19 protein-coding genes and 1 riboswitch are annotated in these 20,014 nt (G+C 68.2%); of the genes, 10 read left to right on the top strand and 9 right to left on the bottom strand.

Annotation, left to right across the window (positions count from 1 at the left end; genetic code table 11):
* The first annotated feature begins 3 nt into the window (after positions 1-3).
* The 4 genes from ABD301_RS32050 to ABD301_RS32035 are packed head-to-tail and all read left to right on the top strand — an operon-like array spanning position 4 to position 3,467.
* On the top strand, positions 4-951 hold the full coding sequence (locus ABD301_RS32050) for an acetylxylan esterase (RefSeq protein WP_344314021.1): 948 nt from the start codon (positions 4-6) through the stop codon (positions 949-951).
* Complete coding sequence (locus ABD301_RS32045) at positions 948-1,820, top strand: acetylxylan esterase (protein ID WP_163572721.1); 873 nt, start codon at positions 948-950, stop codon at positions 1,818-1,820. The genes ABD301_RS32050 and ABD301_RS32045 overlap by 4 nt, the downstream gene beginning before the upstream one ends.
* A complete protein-coding gene (locus tag ABD301_RS32040; RefSeq protein ID WP_163572720.1) occupies positions 1,817-2,968 on the top strand; it encodes an aminotransferase class V-fold PLP-dependent enzyme in 1,152 nt (383 codons plus the stop codon). Before ABD301_RS32045 ends, ABD301_RS32040 begins: the two co-directional genes overlap by 4 nt.
* A 31-nt stretch (positions 2,969-2,999) precedes the next feature.
* Positions 3,000-3,467 (top strand): RidA family protein, encoded by a 468-nt coding sequence (locus ABD301_RS32035; protein WP_344314020.1) that lies wholly within the window; start codon positions 3,000-3,002, stop codon positions 3,465-3,467.
* Positions 3,468-3,789: 322 nt separating this feature from the next.
* On the opposite strand, the gene ABD301_RS32030 is transcribed toward ABD301_RS32035, so the two are convergent.
* Positions 3,790-5,022, bottom strand: a complete 1,233-nt coding sequence (locus tag ABD301_RS32030) for an MFS transporter (RefSeq protein ID WP_344314018.1) — start codon at positions 5,020-5,022, stop codon at positions 3,790-3,792.
* Positions 5,023-5,084: 62 nt separating this feature from the next.
* A complete protein-coding gene (locus tag ABD301_RS32025) occupies positions 5,085-5,258 on the bottom strand; it encodes a hypothetical protein (RefSeq protein ID WP_344314017.1) in 174 nt (57 codons plus the stop codon).
* 133 nt (positions 5,259-5,391) lie between these two features.
* Between ABD301_RS32025 and ABD301_RS32020 the strand changes: the two genes are divergently transcribed.
* Positions 5,392-6,201, top strand: a complete 810-nt coding sequence (locus tag ABD301_RS32020) for a siderophore-interacting protein (protein ID WP_344314016.1) — start codon at positions 5,392-5,394, stop codon at positions 6,199-6,201.
* A gap of 137 nt (positions 6,202-6,338) precedes the next feature.
* Positions 6,339-7,352 carry a DUF8189 domain-containing protein gene (locus tag ABD301_RS32015; RefSeq protein ID WP_344314015.1) on the top strand — a complete coding sequence of 338 codons (1,014 nt, stop codon included), beginning with the start codon at positions 6,339-6,341 and terminating at the stop codon, positions 7,350-7,352.
* A gap of 73 nt (positions 7,353-7,425) precedes the next feature.
* Here the strand turns inward: ABD301_RS32015 and ABD301_RS32010 are convergent, their stop codons facing one another.
* The 3 genes from ABD301_RS32010 to ABD301_RS32000 are packed head-to-tail and all read right to left on the bottom strand — an operon-like array spanning position 7,426 to position 10,165.
* Positions 7,426-8,214 (bottom strand): ABC transporter ATP-binding protein, encoded by a 789-nt coding sequence (locus ABD301_RS32010; protein ID WP_344314014.1) that lies wholly within the window; start codon positions 8,212-8,214, stop codon positions 7,426-7,428.
* Positions 8,211-9,209 (bottom strand): FecCD family ABC transporter permease, encoded by a 999-nt coding sequence (locus ABD301_RS32005; protein WP_344314012.1) that lies wholly within the window; start codon positions 9,207-9,209, stop codon positions 8,211-8,213. Before ABD301_RS32005 ends, ABD301_RS32010 begins: the two co-directional genes overlap by 4 nt.
* Entirely contained in the window at positions 9,206-10,165 is a 960-nt protein-coding gene (locus tag ABD301_RS32000) for a helical backbone metal receptor (RefSeq protein WP_279582652.1), read from the bottom strand. Before ABD301_RS32000 ends, ABD301_RS32005 begins: the two co-directional genes overlap by 4 nt.
* A 93-nt stretch (positions 10,166-10,258) precedes the next feature.
* Positions 10,259-10,321, bottom strand: a riboswitch (cobalamin riboswitch).
* A gap of 154 nt (positions 10,322-10,475) precedes the next feature.
* On the opposite strand from ABD301_RS32000, the gene ABD301_RS31995 reads away from it, so the two are divergent.
* The gene (locus ABD301_RS31995; RefSeq protein ID WP_344314011.1) at positions 10,476-11,567 is read left to right on the top strand and encodes a serine hydrolase domain-containing protein; all 1,092 of its coding nucleotides are present in this window, start codon (positions 10,476-10,478) and stop codon (positions 11,565-11,567) included.
* Here the strand turns inward: ABD301_RS31995 and ABD301_RS31990 are convergent.
* The gene (locus tag ABD301_RS31990) at positions 11,564-11,917 is read right to left on the bottom strand and encodes a DUF4190 domain-containing protein (RefSeq protein WP_344314010.1); all 354 of its coding nucleotides are present in this window, start codon (positions 11,915-11,917) and stop codon (positions 11,564-11,566) included. The two genes, ABD301_RS31995 and ABD301_RS31990, sit on opposite strands and share 4 nt — an antisense overlap.
* Positions 11,918-12,049: 132 nt before the next feature.
* Here ABD301_RS31990 and ABD301_RS31985 point away from each other — a divergent pair, with 132 nt between their 5' ends.
* On the top strand, positions 12,050-12,820 hold the full coding sequence (locus ABD301_RS31985) for an SDR family NAD(P)-dependent oxidoreductase (protein WP_344314009.1): 771 nt from the start codon (positions 12,050-12,052) through the stop codon (positions 12,818-12,820).
* Positions 12,821-12,862: 42 nt separating this feature from the next.
* On the opposite strand, the gene ABD301_RS31980 is transcribed toward ABD301_RS31985, so the two are convergent.
* Positions 12,863-13,219: a DUF4190 domain-containing protein gene (locus ABD301_RS31980; protein WP_163572713.1), complete on the bottom strand. Its 357-nt coding sequence runs from the start codon at positions 13,217-13,219 to the stop codon at positions 12,863-12,865.
* 199 nt (positions 13,220-13,418) lie between these two features.
* Here ABD301_RS31980 and ABD301_RS31975 point away from each other — a divergent pair, with 199 nt between their 5' ends.
* Positions 13,419-14,609: an acyl-CoA dehydrogenase family protein gene (locus ABD301_RS31975; RefSeq protein ID WP_344314008.1), complete on the top strand. Its 1,191-nt coding sequence runs from the start codon at positions 13,419-13,421 to the stop codon at positions 14,607-14,609.
* Between the two features lie 170 nt (positions 14,610-14,779).
* Here ABD301_RS31975 and ABD301_RS31970 read toward each other — a convergent pair whose 3' ends face one another.
* Positions 14,780-15,868: an Rv2578c family radical SAM protein gene (locus ABD301_RS31970; RefSeq protein WP_344314007.1), complete on the bottom strand. Its 1,089-nt coding sequence runs from the start codon at positions 15,866-15,868 to the stop codon at positions 14,780-14,782.
* 118 nt (positions 15,869-15,986) lie between these two features.
* Here ABD301_RS31970 and ABD301_RS31965 point away from each other — a divergent pair, with 118 nt between their 5' ends.
* Positions 15,987-18,971 (top strand): DUF6242 domain-containing protein, encoded by a 2,985-nt coding sequence (locus ABD301_RS31965; RefSeq protein ID WP_344314006.1) that lies wholly within the window; start codon positions 15,987-15,989, stop codon positions 18,969-18,971.
* 158 nt (positions 18,972-19,129) lie between these two features.
* Here the strand turns inward: ABD301_RS31965 and ABD301_RS31960 are convergent, their stop codons facing one another.
* Positions 19,130-19,945 (bottom strand): isocitrate lyase/PEP mutase family protein, encoded by an 816-nt coding sequence (locus tag ABD301_RS31960; RefSeq protein WP_344314005.1) that lies wholly within the window; start codon positions 19,943-19,945, stop codon positions 19,130-19,132.
* Positions 19,946-20,014: the final 69 nt, after the last annotated feature.

Below are 20,014 nucleotides of genomic sequence, written 5' to 3'. Positions count from 1 at the left end.
CGGGTGCGGGAACCACAGCGCTACACCGTCGACGTGCACAGGCCAGATGATTTCGAGGAATTCTGGGCCGCTACCTTGCAACAGGTGGCCGCGGTGCCGCTGCGGCCGTCGTTCGACTATGTGCCGGAGCGCTCGACCGAGGAAATCGCTGTTTACGATGTGCATTACGACAGCTGGGAAGGCGTACGGATTTCCGGCTGGTTCGCGGTGCCACGCCCCGAGTATCTGCCGCCACCTTATCCGGCGCTGATGATGCTTCCGGGCTATATCTCGGAGCCGACGGTTCCCAAGCACTGGGCGAAACAGGGCTATGCGGCCTTCGCCGTCGCGCCGCGCGGCAAGCTCCGGTCGAACCAGCTTTTCAACCCGGGCTATCCGGGGCTGTTGGTCGAGAACATCGTGGACCCGAACACGTACGGATATCGCGGGTTTTACGTGGATGCCGTTCGCGCGGTGGAAACCGCGCTGACCCGGCCGGAGGTGGACGCCGACCGGGTCGGACTGTCCGGCTCCAGTCAGGGCGGTGCGCTCACCATCACCACCGCCGCCCTGCTGCCGGATGTCATCAAGTGCGGCGCGGCCGGCGCGCCCTACCTGTGCGGTTTCATGGATTCGGCGAAGCTGACGCATTCGTACCCGTACGAGGAAATGAACGAGTACCTGCGCGTGCACCCGGACCACGAACAGCAGATGGCCGAGACGGTCGGCTACTACGACGGCGTCAACTTCGCGCCGAACATCCGGGCGTCGATGTTCGTCTACATCGGACTGGAAGACGATGTTTGCCCGCCAGAGACTGGATTCGCCGTGTACGACGCGATGAAATGCGAGAAGGAGCTGCACACGTACGAGCGCTGTGGCCATGACGCCGGGCTGCACTGGGTGTTGCCCAAGGTCGACGATTTCCTCGCCGGGCACCTCAAGCCCGGCGCGGCGGGGGAGGGGAAGTGACCATCACAGACGCGGATTTCACGGCGTACTGGGAGAAAATAGACATCGAGCTGACAGACTTACCGGCCCGGCCGGTGATCGAGCGGATCCCCGGCCGGTGCACTGACGATTTCACCGGCTACGAAGTGCGGCTGACCAGCCTTGGCGCGTACCGGATTTTCGGGTATCTGAGCATCCCGACCGGCGACGGCCCTTTCCCGGCGCTGCTGGCCACTCCGCGCTACGGCAGCGTCAACAATCCGCCGCACTACAACGACCGGCTCCGATACGTGACGTTGACGATCGCGCACCGCGGTCAGCGGACCGCGGATTCTCCTTATGCGGCCGCATATCCGGGCCTGCTGACGGACCGGATCGCGGACGATTCCAGGTACGTCTACCGGGGGATTGTCGCCGACTGCCTGCGGGCCGCCGAATTCCTCAGCGGCCTTCCCGAAGTCGACCAGTCTCGGATCGCTGTCGTCGGAGATGACCTGGCCGTGCTCACCGCGGCCCGCCGGCCGGTCTTCGCGGCGCTGCAGGTCACCGGCGCGTTGCTCTACCGCGCGGCGGAACTGCGCAAGGCCACCGCGGACTATCCGATGGAGGAGTTCAACGACCATCTCCGTACGACTCCCGCGGACACTGACGCGGTGAGTCGTACGCTGGAATTCTTCGACTCGGACCGGCACGCGGCGGCGGTTCGGGCGTCCGTACGCGTCGATATTTCCAGCGAGACCAGTGCTTTGCTGCCGCTTGCCGGGAAACTGGACGCCGAACGGTATGTGGTCAGCCACGAGGGGCAGACCGACAACGACGCCGCGGATGCCTGGCTGGCGGGGAAATTCGGGTTGCCGGCGCTGTCACGATTCGACCGTACGTCCGCATGACAGCGCCCGCGGATCGATATGTGAACGAGGCGTACGCGTCGCTGGGTCTGCGCCCGGTGGTCAACGCGGCCGCGACGCTGACAAAACTCGGCGGCTCGCTGGTCGCGCCGCCGGTGCTGCCGGCGATGGCCGCGGCTTCCCGGAATTTCGTGGACGTCTTCGAATTACATCGCGCGGTGGGCCAACGACTGGCGAAAGTGACTGGCAATGAGGCCGCCCTTGTCTCCAGTGGTGCGGCCGCGCTGCTGACGCTTGCCGTAATCGGCTGCGTTTCAGGCCCGAAGGGCGGCCCGAATCCGGTCGCTATCGAAGACTTGCCATATCTGGATAAGACCGGCGAGAAGACGGTCATTATCTATGGCAGTCAACGAAACGCGTACGACTACGCAGTGCGCCAAGTCGGTGTCCGGATCGTCGAGGTGGGACCAGAACCTGACGAGCTGGCGGCCGCGATCGACGAGCGCACGGCCTGCGTCCTGTGGTTCGCTGGTGCTCACTTCAGCGCTGGCGCGCTACCGATCGAGCAAGTGGTGGACATCGCGCACCGGGCCGGAGTGCCTGTGGTGGTCGACGGCGCCGCCCAGGTGCCGCCGATTTCCTCGCTGTGGCATTTCACCGCTGAGGTCGGCGCCGACGCGGCGGTTTTCAGTGGTGGCAAGGGTTTGCGAGGCCCGCAGTCGACCGGGCTGATGGTCGGCAAGGGCTGGCTGATCGAGGCGGCGCGGGCCAACGGTGCCCCGAATCACTCGCTCGGTCGCGGCATGAAGGTCGGCAAAGAGGAGCTGCTTGGCTTGCTGGCCGCGGTGGAATGGTCTCTTCAGCAGGACGAGCCGGCGTTGTTGGCGGCGTACGAAACGTCCGTACAGAAGTGGATAGCCGGCCTTTCCGGCCTGCCTGGTATCGAGGTCGAGCGCGGCTATCCCAGTGAGGCGGGCCAACCGCACGGACGCGCGATGGTCCACATTGGACCAGCCAGCGGCTGGGACCGGGACAGTCTGGTCGAAGCGCTCTGGTCCGCGGATCCGCACATCGCGGTCGGTGCCGTCGATCCCGACGTGATAGCCCTGAACCCGCAGACATTGCAGAACGGCGAGGACGAGCTGGTGCTGTCCGAACTGCGCCGCCTGTTGGAGTCTCGGCGCCGATAATGTTGACAACAAAGAGAAAGAGGAGTGAGTAGTGGGATTCATCGATGACAAGCTGCGGGAAGCCGGCATCGAGCTGCCGACCAAGCTGCAGCGAGGCACCGGTCTGGTGCCATGCGTCCAGCACGGCAACCTGCTGTTCGTATCCGGCCACGGACCGGCCGACAACGACGGCAAACTGCTTTACCGCGGCCGGGTCGGCGCCGAAGTCAGCCCCGAAGAAGCCTATGACGCGGCTCGCGCGACCGGCGTCCAACTGCTGCGCAGCATCCGCGACCACCTCGGCGACCTCGACCGGGTCGACCGGATCGTCAAAGCGCTGGCCTTTGTCAACAGCGCCGACGATTTCCACGAGCAGCCCAAAGTCGTGCACGGCTTCTCCGACCTGATGATCGAAATCTTCGGCGTCCGCGGCCAACACGCCCGCTCAGCCATCGGCACCTCCAACCTCCCCGACAACCAGCCGGTGGAAATTGAGCTGATCGTGGCTATTCGCGACTGACGTTCCGGCCCTCATCCCAACCCCGCGCCCTTAACTTTGTATCAGGGAAGGGCAGGTAGGGGCGGTGTGGTTTTGCTGGGGTGCCAGGGTTCTGGGATTTGGACCTGCTACCTCGGGAGAGGTGGGGGTCGGGGTGCGGGTGTTGCGGTTTGGTGGTGGTCTCTGGTTCTCGTTCTCTCCCTCGGCCCCGGAAACGTGCCAGGGCTCCGCCCGCCGAGGCAGAGAACGAGAACCAGAGACCCTGCGCTTGACGCGCCTTCTGTTGACGTTTGCCGACCTGCAGAGTTCCACACCCGTCCGTCAAACGTTTCTAAGTGGTCATCTAGCGCATGGGCCGGGATCGGCTCATGATCGCGATCCCGCCGGTGGCGATGAGGCCGTAGAAGGCCGCCCCGAGGAACACGTACGGTAAACCGAAGGCGCTGACGCCGAGGCTGCCGGTCAACCCTCCGAGGGCGCTGGCGATCGCGGTGGAGCTCATGAAAATGGCCGAGGCGGTCGCGACTGCTTCGGGCAGCAGTCGTTGGGCGACGATGATGCCCAGTGCGGCGAAGATGCCCCAGACGCCGCCCATGAGAATTTGCCCGACGAACATGCCGGTGGCGTTCCCGGTCAGCGCGAAGCAGAGATTGGCGCCGACGCCCAAGGCGGCGCCAAGGATCATCAGGCGCAGCATGCCGATGCGGCGGGCGACAATCACGGCCACCGGCATCAGGATCAGCTCGATCAGGGGTTGGATGCCGATCACCGCGCCGCTGACCAGGGTCGGCAGGCGGAGGTCGTCGTGCATGTAGATGGGCAGGTAGCCGTATTTGATCGGCTCTCCCGCGTAGACGAGCACGTAGAGTCCGGTGAAGGTGAGCAGGGGCAGCATGACCTGTAGTCCGCGGCGGCGCGTGACGTGCTCGGACGCCGGCGTGGCCGGTGTCCGTGGCTGCGGCGGGGCGGTGCGCAGGAAGCCCAGGGGGACGATCTGGGCGAGGGCGCAGAGCGCGGTGGCCGCGAACATCGCTCGAGGACTGACGGCGGTGGCCAGGATTGAGCCCAGTACGGGGCCGATGATCCAGCCAGCGGTCAGAGCCATCCGTACAATCGAAACCACGCCGTCCCCCACCGGGCTGCGGGTCGCCCGCAGGTCATCGTGGATCGCCGCGAAGAGCTGCGAGCCGGCCGCACCGGAGAAGGCCAGCACGAGGGCGCTGATCACGAACGGCATCCAGGCCCGCTCGGCGAGCGCGATACAGGCCCAGCCGACGAATCCCGTGATGGCGCACAGCCGGAACAGCCCCAGTCGCTTGCCCGTACGGTCCGAGCGTGCGCCGATCAGGTAGCCGGCAACCGGGGCCGTGACGTTCGTGAGGTAGTACAGGCCGGCCGTGGCCAGCGGCACATGCAGGTCGTTGACCAGGAACAACGCGATCTGTGGTGCGGCGGCCGACATGCCGAGCCCGGACAGGAACAGCGCGACGGTCGCGCCGCGATAGAGCGGGGAGGCCACGATGGCGCGTACGGCAGATGGCGTGGTCGTGACGTCGGCGGCGCCAGGTGCGGGCAACAATGCACTCCCGAAGGGCTTGTGTACGAGCGGTTTCCGATGGCTCCCGCGTCGTACTGAGGTTACGGCCTCGGCATGCGGATGGTGCGTTCGAACGGGCCGCCGTGGGCTGCGGCGTGGGTGACCGCGTCGTTGACGTGGTCAAGGTCGAAGCGGGTGACGTGCTCGGGTCCCAGGTCCAGGGCGCCGGCGGTGATGAGCCGGATCATGCCCACGTTCGCCGTACGCGGATACATCCATTGCCCGCGTACGGTGACCGAGTTGCGCGTGATCCCCGGTAGGGCGCGGCCATGACAGGCCGTGGTAGCGATGTATCGGCGATAGTCGTACAGTGAGCACCTTAGGTATACCTAACAAAGGGGTTGGCGGATGGCAGTGCTGCATGAGGTGGAGCGGGTACGGCACGAGGTGAGGTTGCGGACCCTGGAAGTGGCCAAGGTGAACAACCTGACCCCGCGAATGATCCGGGTGACGTTCACCGGGCCGGATCTGGAGGGTTTCGTAAGCCTCGGGCCGGCGGACCACATCAAAGTGTTCTTCTCGCCGGCCGGAGCGGAGCCGGTGCTGCCTGAGCTCGGTCCGGAGGGGGTGCGCTGGCCGGAGGGCAAGCAGCGGCCGGAGGCTCGGGACTACACCCCACGCCGGTACGACTCGGCCGCCGGTGAGCTGGACATCGATTTCGTCGTACACGGCGACGGGCCGGCTTCCAGCTGGGCGTCGCAGGCGCAGCCGGGTGACAAGCTGGCGATCGGCGGGCCGCGTGGGTCGCGCCTGGTGCCCGACGACTTCGACTACTACGTACTGCTTGGCGACGAGACCACGTTGCCAGCGATCGGCCGGCATCTTGAGGAGCTGCCGGCGTCCAGTCGGGTCATCGTGCTGCTGGAGGTCGCGGACGCGGCCGAGGAGCAGTCGCTGGCGAACCGGGACAGCGTCGAGGTGCGGTGGCTGCATCGCGACGGCGCCGAGCCGGGCAGCACCGAACTGCTGTTGTCGGCGTTGCGCGAGCTGAAGCTGCCGGACGGCGACGGCTATTTCTTCGCCGCCGGGGAGGCCGGCACGCTGCGGCCGATCCGCCGCTATCTGGCCGATGAGCTGGGCGCGAACAAGGACTGGACGTCGATCAGCGGCTACTGGAAGCGCGGCACCGCCAACCACGACCACCACGAGCCGATATGAACAAGGCGCATTTCGTCACCAAATAGCCTGAATCGTCGGTACGGTGGAGAAGCCGTCGCCGGGGCACGGTGCGGCCCTGGCTCCCTCCGACCGCCGGCCGCACCGCGGGGAGTGCGTGCTGGGAAAGGGCGATTTCCGTGCCTGGTAAGGCTCTGCCGACCAAGATCGTCGCCGTCGCCGCGGCTGTTGCGTTGGTCCTGACCAGCGCGGTTGCCGCGCAGGCCGCGGTCGTACCAGCGCCGCTGTCGCCCTTCGCGGTGTCGGCGGCGGTGCTGCCCGGCGGGTCGTCGCTGCCGGCCGGCACGTACGCCTTCGTCCGGGGCACCGACGGGCACATCCACATGCGCAGCATCGCGCCCAACGCCCCGTGGATCGACACCCGGATCCCGGCCGGCGCGGCCACCGGTCCGATGGTCTTCACTTCGCAGCCACCTCCGCCGAGCGCGCCGCGACCGTTCGGCCGGTCCCGTACCAGCACGGCCCCGGTGCCCAAGCTCGACGTGAGCATCCTGACCACCGACCTGGCTGGGCGGGCCATGACGACGGTCAATGACAACGACGACCTGAACGCGTGGGAGAGCTGGTACGTGCTGGGTGGGACGTATACGTCACCGCTCGGCGTCAACTACGACAAGCATTTCTCGACGCCGACGAACCAGGTCGTCTTCTACGCGGCCCGCGGCGCCGACGGGAAGCTCTACACGAATGGGACTGACTTCAAGGCCCTCATCACGTCAGCGCCGGCGCTGTCGTACAACGCCGTCTACCAGAACACGATCCTGACTTTCCGTGGCATGGATGGAAATCTCTACCGGATGGTGAACGGCGTGAACGGCGACTCACATTACTTCGGCGCGCCCGTACGCCTGGGCACCGCGCAGGTCGCGTCCGCCGCGTCGGTCGGTGAGCGGAGCCTGCGGTACTACTATCGCGGCACCGACAGCGCTCTCTACTTCCTCAACGGGGCCTCGCTGAACACCCCGCCCTACCGCGCCGGCGGCGCGATCACGTCGACCCCGTACGTCTTGGACGAAGGCGTCCCGAGTCAGCCGGACCGCGCCAACGTGTTCGCCCGCGGCGCCGACGGCCATCTCTACGTCTACAACACCGCCAGCAAAGCCTGGACCGACCTCGGCGGCACCGTCGCCTAGTCCCCGGCCTTTCCTGACTCTCCGTGGCGCCGAGTAAAGACAGGCGTGACGCTGTGTGGTCGTGGGGAGACGGCTAGGAGGGTGGGGGAGTGCGCAAAGGATGGATGCGTACGCCGTCGGGCCCGACTTCGACGTGGGCGTGTGCCGAGTAGTACGTGGCCAGGGCGGCTGGGGTGAGTACGTCGGCGGCCGCGCCGGCGGCGACGACCGAGCCACCGGACAGCAGAACCAGCTCGCGGGGATACTGCGCTGCCAGCGCGAGGTCGTGCAGCGAGCTGACCACGGTGATGCCGTCCTCGACCCGGAGCCGGTCGACCAGCTCCAACACGGCCTGCGCGTGCCCGAGGTCCAGCGACGCGGTCGGCTCGTCCAGCAGCAGCAGGCTCGGTTGCTGAGCCAGCGCGCGGGCCAGTACGACCCGCTGCCGCTCGCCGCCGGACAGGGTCTGCAGCGGCCGGCCGGCGAAATCGGTGAGGTCCAGGCGGTGCAGGATGCCCTCGGCGAGCTCGCGGTCGGCGCGTCGCGGGCCGGCGAGCATCGACTGGTACGGCGTCCGGCCCAGCAGGGTGTAGTCCACCACCGACATCCCGGCCGGCAGGAGCGGTGTTTGCGGCGCGTACGCGATCCGGCGGGCTCGGTCGCGGGGCCGCAGGGCACCGATGTCGGTGCCGTCGAGGCTGATCCGCCCGGTGTGCCGGACCAGCCCGAGGACGGCCCGCAGCAGGGTGGACTTGCCGGCGCCGTTCGGCCCGATCACGCCCACCCACGAGCCGGCTGGCACGGCCAGGTCGACATCGCGCAGGATCGCCGACCGCCCAAGCGTGACGGACACGCCGGCGACACGCAGCCTGGGGTCGCTCATGAGCGGCTGCCGACCAGCAGCAGGAACGCGAAGAAAGGCGCGCCGACAAAGGCCGTCACCACGCCGATCGGGATCTCGGCCGGGTAGAACAACGTACGAGAGACCAGGTCGGCGAGCACCAGGAAGGCCGCGCCGCCGAACAGCGACAGCGGCAGCAGCAGCCGGTACGACTGGCCAGCCAGTCGACGCAGGATGTGCGGCACGACCAGTCCGACGAAGCCGATCAGCCCGGCCGCCGACACCGCGGCCGCCGTCGACAGCGACGCGGCCAGCAGAATGATGAATCGGACCAGCTCCGGCCGGATACCCAGCGAAGCGGCCTCGTCGTCGCCGACCGACAGCACGTCCAGCCAACGGCCGGCGAACGCGAGCGCGAGGGCGGCAATCGCCGCGTACGGTGCGAGCAACCCCAGCGACGGCCAGCTCGCGGTGCCGAGCTCGCCGAGGATCCACGCGGTGACCTGCAACAAGTCACTGTTGTGCGCCTGCAGCAACGCGGTCTGGACAGCGGTCAGGAACGCCGTCATGGCGACCCCGGCGAGCAGCAGGGCCGCGGTGCCGCCGGTACGGCTGGCGGCTCGCCCGAGGACGTACGCGCCGCCGATCCCGATGACCGCGCCGACGAAGGCGCCCAGCGGCACCGCGCTGATCGTGCCGACCACAGTGGCACCGGCCAGCACGATCACCGCGGTGGCGCCCAGGCCCGCGCCGGCCGCCGCGCCCAGCAGGTACGGGTCGGCCAGCGGATTGCGAAAGACGCCCTGGTACGCGGCGCCGGCCTGCGACAACATGCCGCCGACCAGCGCGGCCAGCAGCACCCGCGGCAGCCGGAGCTGCCCGATCACCTCGGCGTCCACGCCGGTCAGGTGCCCGGTCAGCAGCGCGACCGGGTTGACCACGTCGGCGCCGACGCACACCGCGAGCAGGATCGACGCGGCCAGCAGGACCAGCACGCCGCCGATCGCGAGGGTCGGCCGCAGACCGGCCGTCGTCACGCCTTCCGGTGCACGATCGCGGCGGCCACGGCCGCGGTGAGGTCGGCCGCCCGCGGTCCCCAGCGGGACGCGATGTCGTCGTCGACAGCGACCACCGAGCCGGTGCGTACGGCCGGAACGTCGGCGAAGGCGGGCCGTTTGCCGACCGTCGCGGCCGACTGCCCGCAGCACTTGGTGTCCGCCAGCACGATGAGGTCCGGCGCGGACCGGACCACGAACTCGGCCGAGAGCTGCGGATAGTCCGGCGCCGTGCCCTTCGCCGCGTCGGCGATGTCGATCATCCCGAACTGCCGGTAAATGTCGCCCACGAACGTCTTTGAGGTCGCCGAGTAGTAGGTCGGGTCGACCTCGTAATAGACCTTCAGCCCTTTGCCGCGCCCCTGCGTGGAGGCGACCGCGGTGGCGATCTTCGACTTCTCGGCGGCGACCGCCTGAGCGGCCTGCTGCTGGTGCCCGGTCGCGGTGCCCAGCGCTGTCATTTGCGCGTACGCCGAGGTCAACGTGGTCGCCGACGGGAGTACGAGCACGGTGATCTTGAGTCGGGTGAGTGCGGCCAGCAGGCCGTTCGCGTCGTTCTGGATGAGGACGAGGTCAGGCTTGTAGCCGGCCACTCCCTCGGCGTTGGGCTTGAAGCCGGACAGTTTCGTGCGCGGCGCGTTGGTCGGGAAGTCGGACTGGTCGTCGACCGCGGTGACCTGCGAGCCGGCGCTCATCGCGTACAGCATCTCGGTGGCGGTCGGCGACAGCGACACGATGCGGGTCGGCCGGGCCTTGATGGTGACCGGGCCGTTGCCGGCCTGCACGGTGACCGGGAAGGCGGCGCCCGAGGTGGCGGTGCCGGTCGTGGGCGGTGGCGCCTGCGCGCAGCCGCTGAGCACGGCGGCGGTGAGTACGGTCGCGAGCAGCCAGCGCCTGGTAGCGGAAATTGTGGTGGAAATTGTGGTGGAAATTGCCAACTCCTGTCGGCGGGGGACGCGCTGGCCGCGGCTGGTCCCTCGCCGGCCGGCAACCCGCGTCCCGAGCAGCGGGACCGGCGCAGGGCCAGGCGACCTGGCTCGACCGCCCTAGTCGGCGGTCTCACAGTTGCGGGACAGCGCCGGATTCCCACCGGCTTCGCTGGCCTGCGCCGCCAGCGGCGGACCGCCGGCAGCCGGACACTACCCCAAGGAGCCGGATCCATCAGGGTCAAGGCCGCCCGCCCTTAAGGGACACGGTCAGTCCCGCGACGGACGTACGCGCGCATCGCCGTCGGAAGACTCAGACCTCATGAGAAACCTCAGACTTCGCATCCTTGCCATTGCCACCGTGGCCGCCGCGGCCATCGCCTTGACGCCAGCCCTCGCCGCGGCGAGCCCGGATTCCCTCCAACAGTTCGCCGACGAGGCCGCCCGTACCGGCGTGGTGGGGCTCCAGGTCCGGATCACCAGTGCCGGCCACACCCGTATCGTGCGCGCCGGCACCGCGGTCCGCGGTACGTCCCTGCCGGTGCCGGTGAACGGCCGGTTTCGGATCGGCAGCACCACCAAGATGTTCCTGTCCACGGTCGTGTTGCAGCTGGTGGGGGCGGGCACGGTCGACCTGGACAGCCCCGTCTCCCGCTATCTGCCCGGCGTACTGGCCGACGGCGACAAGATCACCGTACGAATGATGCTGCAGCACACCAGCGGCCTGCATGACTACACCGACGACGTCCCGCTGGACGGTAAGGCCTACCAGCGGATCCGGTTCCAGCACCAGTCCGCCGAGGCATTCGTGGCGGAGGCGGCGGCCAAGCCGCGAAACTTCCCAGCCGGCACCGCGTGGAGCTACTCCAACACCAACTACCTGCTGGCCGGGATGCTGATCGAGGCCGTCACCGGGCACAGCTGGGGCGACGAGGTGACCCAACGCGTCTTCCGCCCGCTGGGCATGCACGATTCCTCGGCCCCTGGTGACAACCCGTTCATCGCCGGTGCACACGTACACGCCTACCTGCCGGTCGACGGTTACGCGGTCGACACCACCGAGATCAACCCGACCATCGCCGGCGCCTCCGGCGCGCTGGTGTCCACCACCGCCGACCTCGACCGGTTCCTCGCCGGGCTGACCGGCGGCCGGCTGCTCGCGCCCGCGCAGTTCGCCGAGATGCGCAGGACACTGCCGTTCAGCTCCGGCTACGGCCTCGGTTTCATGCAGATCCCGCTGACCTGCGGCACTGCCTGGGGCCACGCCGGCGGCATCCAGGGCTTCAACACCTTCGCCATGACCTCACTCGACGGGATGCGCCGGGTCGAGGCCTACGCCACGCCTTATGAGCCGACCGCCGAGGCAAGCACCGCCGTACGGAACCTCCTCGACACCGCCTACTGCGGCGGTTAGCGATAAGTCGGTGGGGTGTGGCTGAGGCCGATGGCGAAGAGTCCGCCGAAGATCAACAGATAGACGATGATGATGACGACCCAGAGGGCGACGCTGGCCCAGCCGATGATGATGCCAGCCTTGGCGAAGCCCTCGCCGTCCTCGTTTCGCTCGCGGATCTGGCCAGTGGCAACGTGACCCATGATCGCGCCGGCGATGCCAAAGAAACAGCAGGACACCACCCCGAGGATGGACAGGATCATCGAGGCGATCGCCAGCCCGTTGGTGCTGCGTTGGGCCGGGTAACCGCCGGGATAGCCGCTGACGGGCTGGTACGGCTGGTTCCCATAGGGGTCGTAAGGATTTGACATCGCTTCACTTTCCGCTCGGATCTGCCGGCCAGGGTAGCGTGACAGACCGGACCGTACGCCGGCATCGGGGCACTCCTGGAGATTCTGCCGCGAACGTACGACAGCCGAAGGCGCGAGCGGGCAGGGAGTTCAGTGGTCGAGAAGATCAGCGACGAGTTGAGCGGCCGGGTGGCGCTGGTCACCGGAGCCGGCAGCCCATACGGCATCGGTTTCGCCGTCGCGTACCGGCTCCGCTCGATGGGCGCCACGGTCGCGATCGTGTCGACCACCAAGCGGATCCACGAGCGCGCCCAGGAGTTGGACTCCGCTGGGTTCGTCGCCGACCTGGTCGACCCGGCCGAGGTGGGCGCGCTCTCGGACGCGCTCACCGAGAGCGTCGGCGAGCCGGACATCGTGATCAACAACGCCGGGATGGCCTCGCTCGCGAGCCCGGAGGTGTTGCGGCCGGTGGCGCACCTGTCCGACGCGGACTGGCGGGCCGAGATCGACCGCAACCTGACCACCGCGTTCCTGGTGTCGCGGTCGCTGGTGGGACAGATGGCCGAGCGCGGCTGGGGCCGGATCGTGAACGTCGCGTCTACCACCGGCCCGGTCAACGCGGTGCCAGCCGAGGCCGGTTACGCGGCGGCCAAGGCCGGCATGGTCGGCCTGACCAGGGCGCTGGCGATGGAGGTCGTCGCGGACGGGGTGACCGTCAACGCGGTGGCGCCGGGCTGGATTCGTACGTCGTCGTCGACCGCCACCGAGCTGGAATATGGCCGGCACACGCCGGTCGGGCGGCCCGGCACGCCCGAGGAGGTGGCGGCCGCGGTGTGCTTCCTGGCTTCACCGTCCGCCTCGTACATCACCGGCCACATGCTGGTCGTCGACGGCGGCAACAGCGTCGACTCCGGCCGCCGCTGATTCCCTTCGACGGCCCGGCCGCGGGCCGTCGAAGGCCAATATCTAGAAGAATAGGGCGTTGGTGGAGCCGGCCGCGCCCGCGGCGCCGACCAGGCTGATCGCGAAGACGACGTAGAGCACGATGAAGGCGATCCAGATCAGGAACACCAGCGCCCAGATGCCGCAGTGCACCCAGCCGACGATGATGCCTGCGGTCGCCAGGCCGTCGCCGTCCTCGCCCGTTCGCGCGATCTCTTTTTTCGCCCGGTAGCCGAGGAAGATGCCAACCGGCGCGAAGACGAAGGAGAAGACCAGGGCGAGGACCGCCATGGTGTTCGTACGGCGTGCCGGTGGGTAGGGGTACGGGTACGGGCCGTTCGGTCCATAAGGTCCGCCGGTCACAGGTGGCTGGTAGGTCATCGCTGGCTCCAAGGAAGTCCCCGTTGGTATGCGTTGAGTGTGGCAGCGCGGTCCCATACCTGGATGGATGACCGCCGTAATGGCACGAATGGGTGAGAGGTTGCACGGTTCAGCACGTGACAACCTCCACACGAAGTCGCGGAGCGGGCCATCGGTCGCCGATACTGACCGGTAACCGCTACGGACCGGGAGTGACACCATGGCGCGGCTGGCGCAGACCCACGGACTGACCGACATCCAGACCGAGATCCTCGACGCGGTCCGCACCTTCGTGGACAAGGAGATCATCCCGGTCGCCCAGGAGCTCGAGCACGCCGACGAGTATCCGGCCGGGATCGTCGAGAAAATGAAGGAGATGGGCCTTTTCGGGCTCACCATCGACGAGCAGTACGGCGGGCTCGGCGAGTCGCTGCTGACGTACGCGCTGGTGGTCGAGGAGATCGCCCGCGGCTGGATGAGCATCTCCGGCGTGATCAACACGCATTTCATCGCCGCTTACATGATTTCCCGGCACGGCACCGAAGAGCAGAAACAGCGGCTGCTGCCCAAGATGGCGACCGGTGAGGTGCGCGGCGCCTTTTCGATGTCCGAGCCCGAACTCGGGTCGGACGTGGCCGCGATCCGTACCAAGGCTGTTCGGGACGGTGACGAATATGTCATCAACGGCCAGAAAATGTGGCTCACCAACGGCGGTTCCTCGAATTTGATCGCCTTGTTGGTGCGTACCAACGAGGGCGCCGATTCGCCGTACAAGAACATGACCGCCTTCCTGGTCGAAAAGCCGACCGGATTCGGTGAGGTGTCACCGGGGCTGACTATTCCCGGCAAGATCGCGAAAATGGGTTACAAGGGCGTCGACACCACCGAGGCGGTCTTCGACGACTACCGGATCGGCGCGGACGCCATCCTCGGCGGCGAGACCGGCAAGGGTTTCTACCAGATGATGGACGGCATCGAGGTCGGCCGGGTGAATGTCGCCGCCCGCGCCTGCGGCATCGCCATCCGCGCGTTTGAGTTGGCGATTTCGTACGCGCAGCAACGAAAAACCTTCGGTAAGGCGATCGCCGAACACCAGGCTGTGGCGTTCTCACTGGCCGAGATGGCCACCAAGATCGAGGCCGCGCACGCGATGATGGTGAATGCCGCGCGGCTGAAGGACTCGGGCACGCGCAACGATGTCGCGGCCGGGATGGCGAAACTGATCGCCAGCGAATACTGCGCCGAAGTCACTCAAGCCGCCTTCCGGATCCACGGCGGCTACGGCTACTCCAAGGAGTACGAGATCGAGCGGCTGATGCGCGAAGCGCCGTTCCTGCTGATCGGCGAAGGCACCAGCGAGATCCAGAAAACGATCATCAGCCGTGGCCTGCTCAAGGAATACAAAATCTGATCAATCGGGGCCCGGTGTGCGCCGCTCATGCTGACCCCCACCAACGAGCGAGCCCGCACCACCGGACCCCGATCCACCCACCCCCATGCCCCCATTGCAGGGGCGCCCCACCTCGTTGTAAAGCACCCATCCCTGTGACGCCTGACCCGCCCGGTTGGTTGGCCGCGTTTTCACATCAGCGTGAGCTGCTCGGGTTGCGCTGGTGGCGGCGGCTCTGGAGCCTGACCCGTCCACCGGCCGGGAGTGTCGTTGCGCCGGTTCAGGCCGTGCCGCTGCGCCGCCGCGTGGATCCGGCTGCTCAGCTCGGCGCGATAGTCGGCGTCCGCGTACGTCCCGCCTCGGTAGAGCCGTCGATAACGTTGGACCAGCTCCGGATGCTCGCGGCTCAGCCACGCCATGAACCATTCGCGCGCGCCCGGACGCAGATGCAGTGCGATGCCGGTCAGCTGCCGCGCGCCGGCCCTCGCGATCGCGGCCGCGGTGGCGTCGATCGACTCGTCCGAATCGGTCAGATACGGAAGCACGGGCGCCAGCAGCACTCCGCAGTTCAGGCCGGCGTCCGACAGCTGTCCGCAGACCCGCAGCCGGGCCTGCGGGCTGGGCGTACCCGGCTCCACCGATCGCCAGATCTCCCGGTCGAGAAAGCCGATGGACAGGTTGGCTCCCGCTCCGGCACCGGCGGCCGCTTTCGCCAGCAGGGGAAGGTCGCGGGCGATCAGGGTGCCTTTGGTGAGGATCGAGAAGCCGGTGCCGGATTCGGCCAGCGCGCTGATGATGCCAGGCATCAGTTTGTAGCGTCCTTCGGCCCGCTGGTACGGATCGGTGTTGGTGCCCATCGCGACGTGCGGCCGCTCCCAGCGGGGCGCCGCGAGCTCGCGGCGCAGCACCTCGGCGGCATTCACCTTCACCACCACCTGGGTGTCGAAGCCGCGGCCGGTGTCCAGGTCCAGATAGCTGTGCGTTTTGCGGGCGAAGCAATACCGACACGCGTGGGTGCAGCCTCTATACGGATTGACCGTCCACTCGAACGGCACCTGGGAAGCCGCTGGCACCCGGTTGAGCACCGACTTCGCCCGCACCTCGTAGAACGTCACGCCGCGGAACTCGGGCGTGTCGAACGTCCGCACCACCGAACCGGCGAGCGGTCCGGTGCCAGCGGTCTGCGACGGAAGATCCAACGGCAGCTCTAATGGCAGAGTTCCGTCGGCCAGCGCGGCCGAGGCGTCCGGCGGATTGACGAGCTGAGCCTCCCATCGCATGACTAAGATTCGAACACGCGTTCGAGTATTTGTCGAGCCGATTTCGGGCGATGGGTGGGCGGGGCAGCCGAGGTGGCCGGAATCGGAAATAATCGTCATCACCCGACAGTGGAGAGCGATGAACGACGGTTCGTGGGGAGCACCGGGTGGGCCGCAGCAGCCCGACCCGGAGGAGACGACGTCCTTCTCCAGACCACCCGAGCAGCCTTATGGGCAGCCGGGTCAGCAGCCTGAGCAGCCGCCGGCGTACGGGCAGCCGCCCTACGGCCAGCAATACGGCCCGCCCGCACAGGGCGATCCGCAGCACGGCCAGCCGTCGGAGCGCTCGCCATACGAGCAGCCGCCGCAGCAGGTCCCCTATCAGCCCGGCCAGCCGCCGACCGCGCCGCAGGACCCCTCGTATCAGCAAGGACAGCAGCCGTACGGGCAGCCCGCCGGTCAGCCGCAGCCGTACGAACCCCAGCCTTACCAGCCCCAGCAGTACGAGCCGTCGCCGCAGGAGCAGACCCAGCACAATCCGTACTACGCCGAGCCCGCTCCTGGGTTGTCGTCGCCGTACTTGCAACCCTCCGCGCAGCCCGTCTCCAGCCAGCCGACCTCCGGCCACCCGACTTCGGGCAATCCTTATGGCCAGCGTCCGGACTGGAATGTGTCGCCTTATGGCGAACCAATCCCGCCGCTGCCGGCCGGTGCGAACCGTCGCCGACGCAACCGCCGGATGCTGTCGGTGGTGGCCGGCGTGGTGGTCGGTCTGCTGGTGCTGGCTGGCGGTGCGCTCGCCGGCGTCTGGTATTTCGGCCGCCAGCCCGCGCCCAGCAGCACCCAGGCCGCCGATGACGGCAGCAAGTTCGCGGCTTATCCGGCTTCCGCCGGCGCGGGCATCGACCAGCGGTTGTACGACGTGGCCTCCAGCCGGAAGTCGATGTTCGTCGCGGTCGGCGAGGCCACCGGCAGCAGCACCCAGCCGCTGTTCCTGCAGACCACCGACAGTGGCCAGACCTGGCAGCCGGCCCGGCTGGACCCGAACGGCATCGCGGCCACCACCCCGACAGACGTGCCGGACCAGGTGGCGTACGGGTCGCGCGGGTGGGTGGCTTTGGGCACCGCGGACGTGGGCATCGCGCTGTGGACCAGCTCCGATGGCGCGAGCTGGCTGCGCAGGGCGACCCAGCCGACGGTGTTTCGGCCCGGCGACACGGTCAACGAGCTGACCACCACGTCGACCGGTTATCTCGCGGTCGGCTACAACAACGTCGCCACTCCTGGCGGCGCGGTCGTGTGGACCTCGGCGGATGGCATCACGTGGACCCGGCAGCCGGCCAGCCAACAGCCGCCGGGCACGCATGACGTGCGTTATGACGCGGTCGCCGTAAGAGGCTCGACGATCGTCATCGGCGGTCGTTTCACCGATGCCCAGAACCAGAACGGCCACTACTTCGCTGTCTCGAAGAACGCCGGCAAGTCGTACGCGCTGACGATCGGCCCCGAGTTCCAGACGAATCCGACCGCGACGAACAAGCTTTTTGGTTACGTGAACAGCATCGTGGCCACCGACAGCGGGTTCCTCGCGGTCGCCCAGGGCGGCGGCTTGACCACTTGGGACGGCGTGGTGCTGACCTCGCCGGACGGTGCGAACTGGCAGGTGTTGCCGGAGTCCGCGATGGCCACCGCGCAGGACGACATCCCGTCCGCGGTCGTCCAGGTGAATGGCCAACTCGTGGTCGCCGGCCATCGTACGGACGAGCGGAGCGGCGTCGACGACCTGGACGGCATGCTCCTGCAGGGGCCGGCGAACGCGCTCGCCAACGTGTCGGCCGGTGGCCTCACCGGGCCGGGCACCCAGCGGATCTGGGCGCTGGCCACCGATGGCTCCAGCGTGGTCGCGGTGGGCAGCGGCGGCTCAGCCTCCAACGCCGCCGCGCAGGCGTGGGTGCGCGCTCCCAACGGCCCGTGGTCCGCCGTCACGATGTCAGCCGCGACCGCTGGCGTACGGCCGGCCCTCTCGGTCACCGCGTTGCGCGCCAAGCCGGGCGGCGGGTTGCTCGCGATCGGGACCAGCCGGGGCCAGGCGGCGCTCTGGAAGTCCAGCGACGGCGGCGACTTCAGCATGGTGTCGCTGCCGGCCGGCGCGGTTGGCCAGCCGGCGGCCCGACCGGCGCTGGTCGACCTGGCCAGTGGCCCGGCTGGCTGGCTGGCCGTCGGCTCGGTGTCCACCGGCCCGACACCGGAGGGCGTGTTCGTGTCGTCCAAGGACGGGTCGGACTGGAAGGACGCGACGCCCGCGGTCGTACGACATCCGACCGTCTATGGGCGTAACAGCATCTACTACGGCTCGTCACCGCTGTCCGCCACCGCGTACGGGCAAGGGTGGCTGGTCGCCGGCTACCGGCGCGACAACGGCCGGGTGTCGGCGGCCGTGTGGCGGTCCACTGACGGTTCGACGTGGCTGCCAGGCAGCGGAGTGACGGGCGATGACCTGCTGGCGACCAGCGACACCACGGAGCGGACCATCAACGACGTGACGGCCGTGGGGTCCACCGCCTACGCGGTGGGCGGCGCCGAGAAGAACGGGATCGCGCAGCCCTCCACGTACGTCAGCACCGACGGGTTGCACTGGGCCTCGCAGGTGCTGCCGTTGCCCGCCGGCTATGTCGGCGGCGAGCTGGACACGGTGAGCGCGCTGCCCAACGGCACAGTGGTCGGCCTTGGCCAGGTCGGCAGCGGCGGGACCGACCCGAAGCAGGTGGCCATCGCGTACGCCTCGACGGACCATGGCAAGACGTGGTCGTCGACGGTCCTGCCGGGCGCCAGCGGCGCCGTGACGGTCACCCACCGGGCCGCGGTGAACGACTCAACCGTACTGGGCTCACGGCTGGTCGCGGTCGGGTCGCTCGGCGACCAGAGCAACCCGGACGCGGCGATCTGGTCGTCGGCGGACGGCAAGCAGTGGCGTTTCGACACGATCAAGGACAGTCGGCTGACCGGCCCCGGCTACCAGCACCTGTCGACCCTCGCCGGACTCGGCGGAGACCTGGTCGCGGTGGGGGAGGCCTACACCCAGAGCGGCCAGTCCCTCGTGGTTCTGCGCCAACCCCAGACCTGACCCCCTCTACGAATTCGGCGTTTTCGCTGGCGAGATCGTCGAGGTCAGCGACGGTGCGATTTTTTCTCGCGCGCGCGTCCTCAAACCCACCCCCCACCCGATCTGGGTGGGGGCCAGAAAACAGTGTCGGTACGACATTTTCGCGCCGCACCTGGTTGTCAGGGGCGGGAAAGTTCGCGGCGAGCGAAGACCGCGTTGAGATCGGGATGCGAGATCTGCCGGTCGGCGAAGGTCATGGTGCCCTGGTCGAGCAGTTCGCGGGCGCAGTCGCGGATGAAGCCGAGGACGGCGCGGGAGATGCCGCTGCCGAGGCTGATGCGGGCCACGCCGGCGGCGCCCAGGCCAGCGACGGTGTCGTTGCGGCCCATGATCGCGTTGATCGGAGTCTCGCTTGCGCCCACCAGCGCCGCAAGAATGGCCGGGTCGTTGACGGCCGGCGCGTAGAGACAGTCGGCGCCGGTCTCGGCGAAGAGCTGGAAGCGGCGCACGGCGGCGGACAGGCCGTCGGCCGGGCGAAGCAGGATGTAGTCCGTACGGGCGGTGAGGACGAAGTCAGTGCCGCTGGCGGCCTCCTTCGCCGCCACGATGCGTTCGACGGCCAGATCGTCGTCGTAGATGGCGCCACTGTGGTGGTCCTCGATGCTGGCGCCAGCCAGGCCCGCGTCGATGGCCAGCCGGATGGTTTCGGCGACCTCCTCGGGCTTGTCCCCGTAGCCGTTCTCCAGGTCGCCGCTGACCGGAATGTCGACGGCTGACACGATCTGGTGGACGCGATCGAACATCTGCGATCGGGACACCGCGGTCGCGCCCTCGGGCACCAGGAAGTCGGCCTTGCCCAGCGCCGCGGCGATTCCGGCGCTGGTCGTCGCGATGGCCGCGAAGCCGGCCTCGGCCAACAGGATCGCGCTGCCGGCATCCCAGGCGTTGGGCATCAAGAAGCATTCATCGTGTAGTTCCCGGAAGGTTTTGGTCATGAACCCACCGTAGAGCGGCTAGCTGCATCTGCCCAATGCATACTTTGGTGGTGAGCCATCAGTTTGCTG

This window comes from Fodinicola feengrottensis, from assembly GCF_039530045.1.
Lineage (GTDB): Bacteria > Actinomycetota > Actinomycetes > Mycobacteriales > HKI-0501 > Fodinicola > Fodinicola feengrottensis.
Note: the sequence above shows the minus strand (reverse complement) of the source record. Positions and strands in the feature narration are given on the sequence as shown.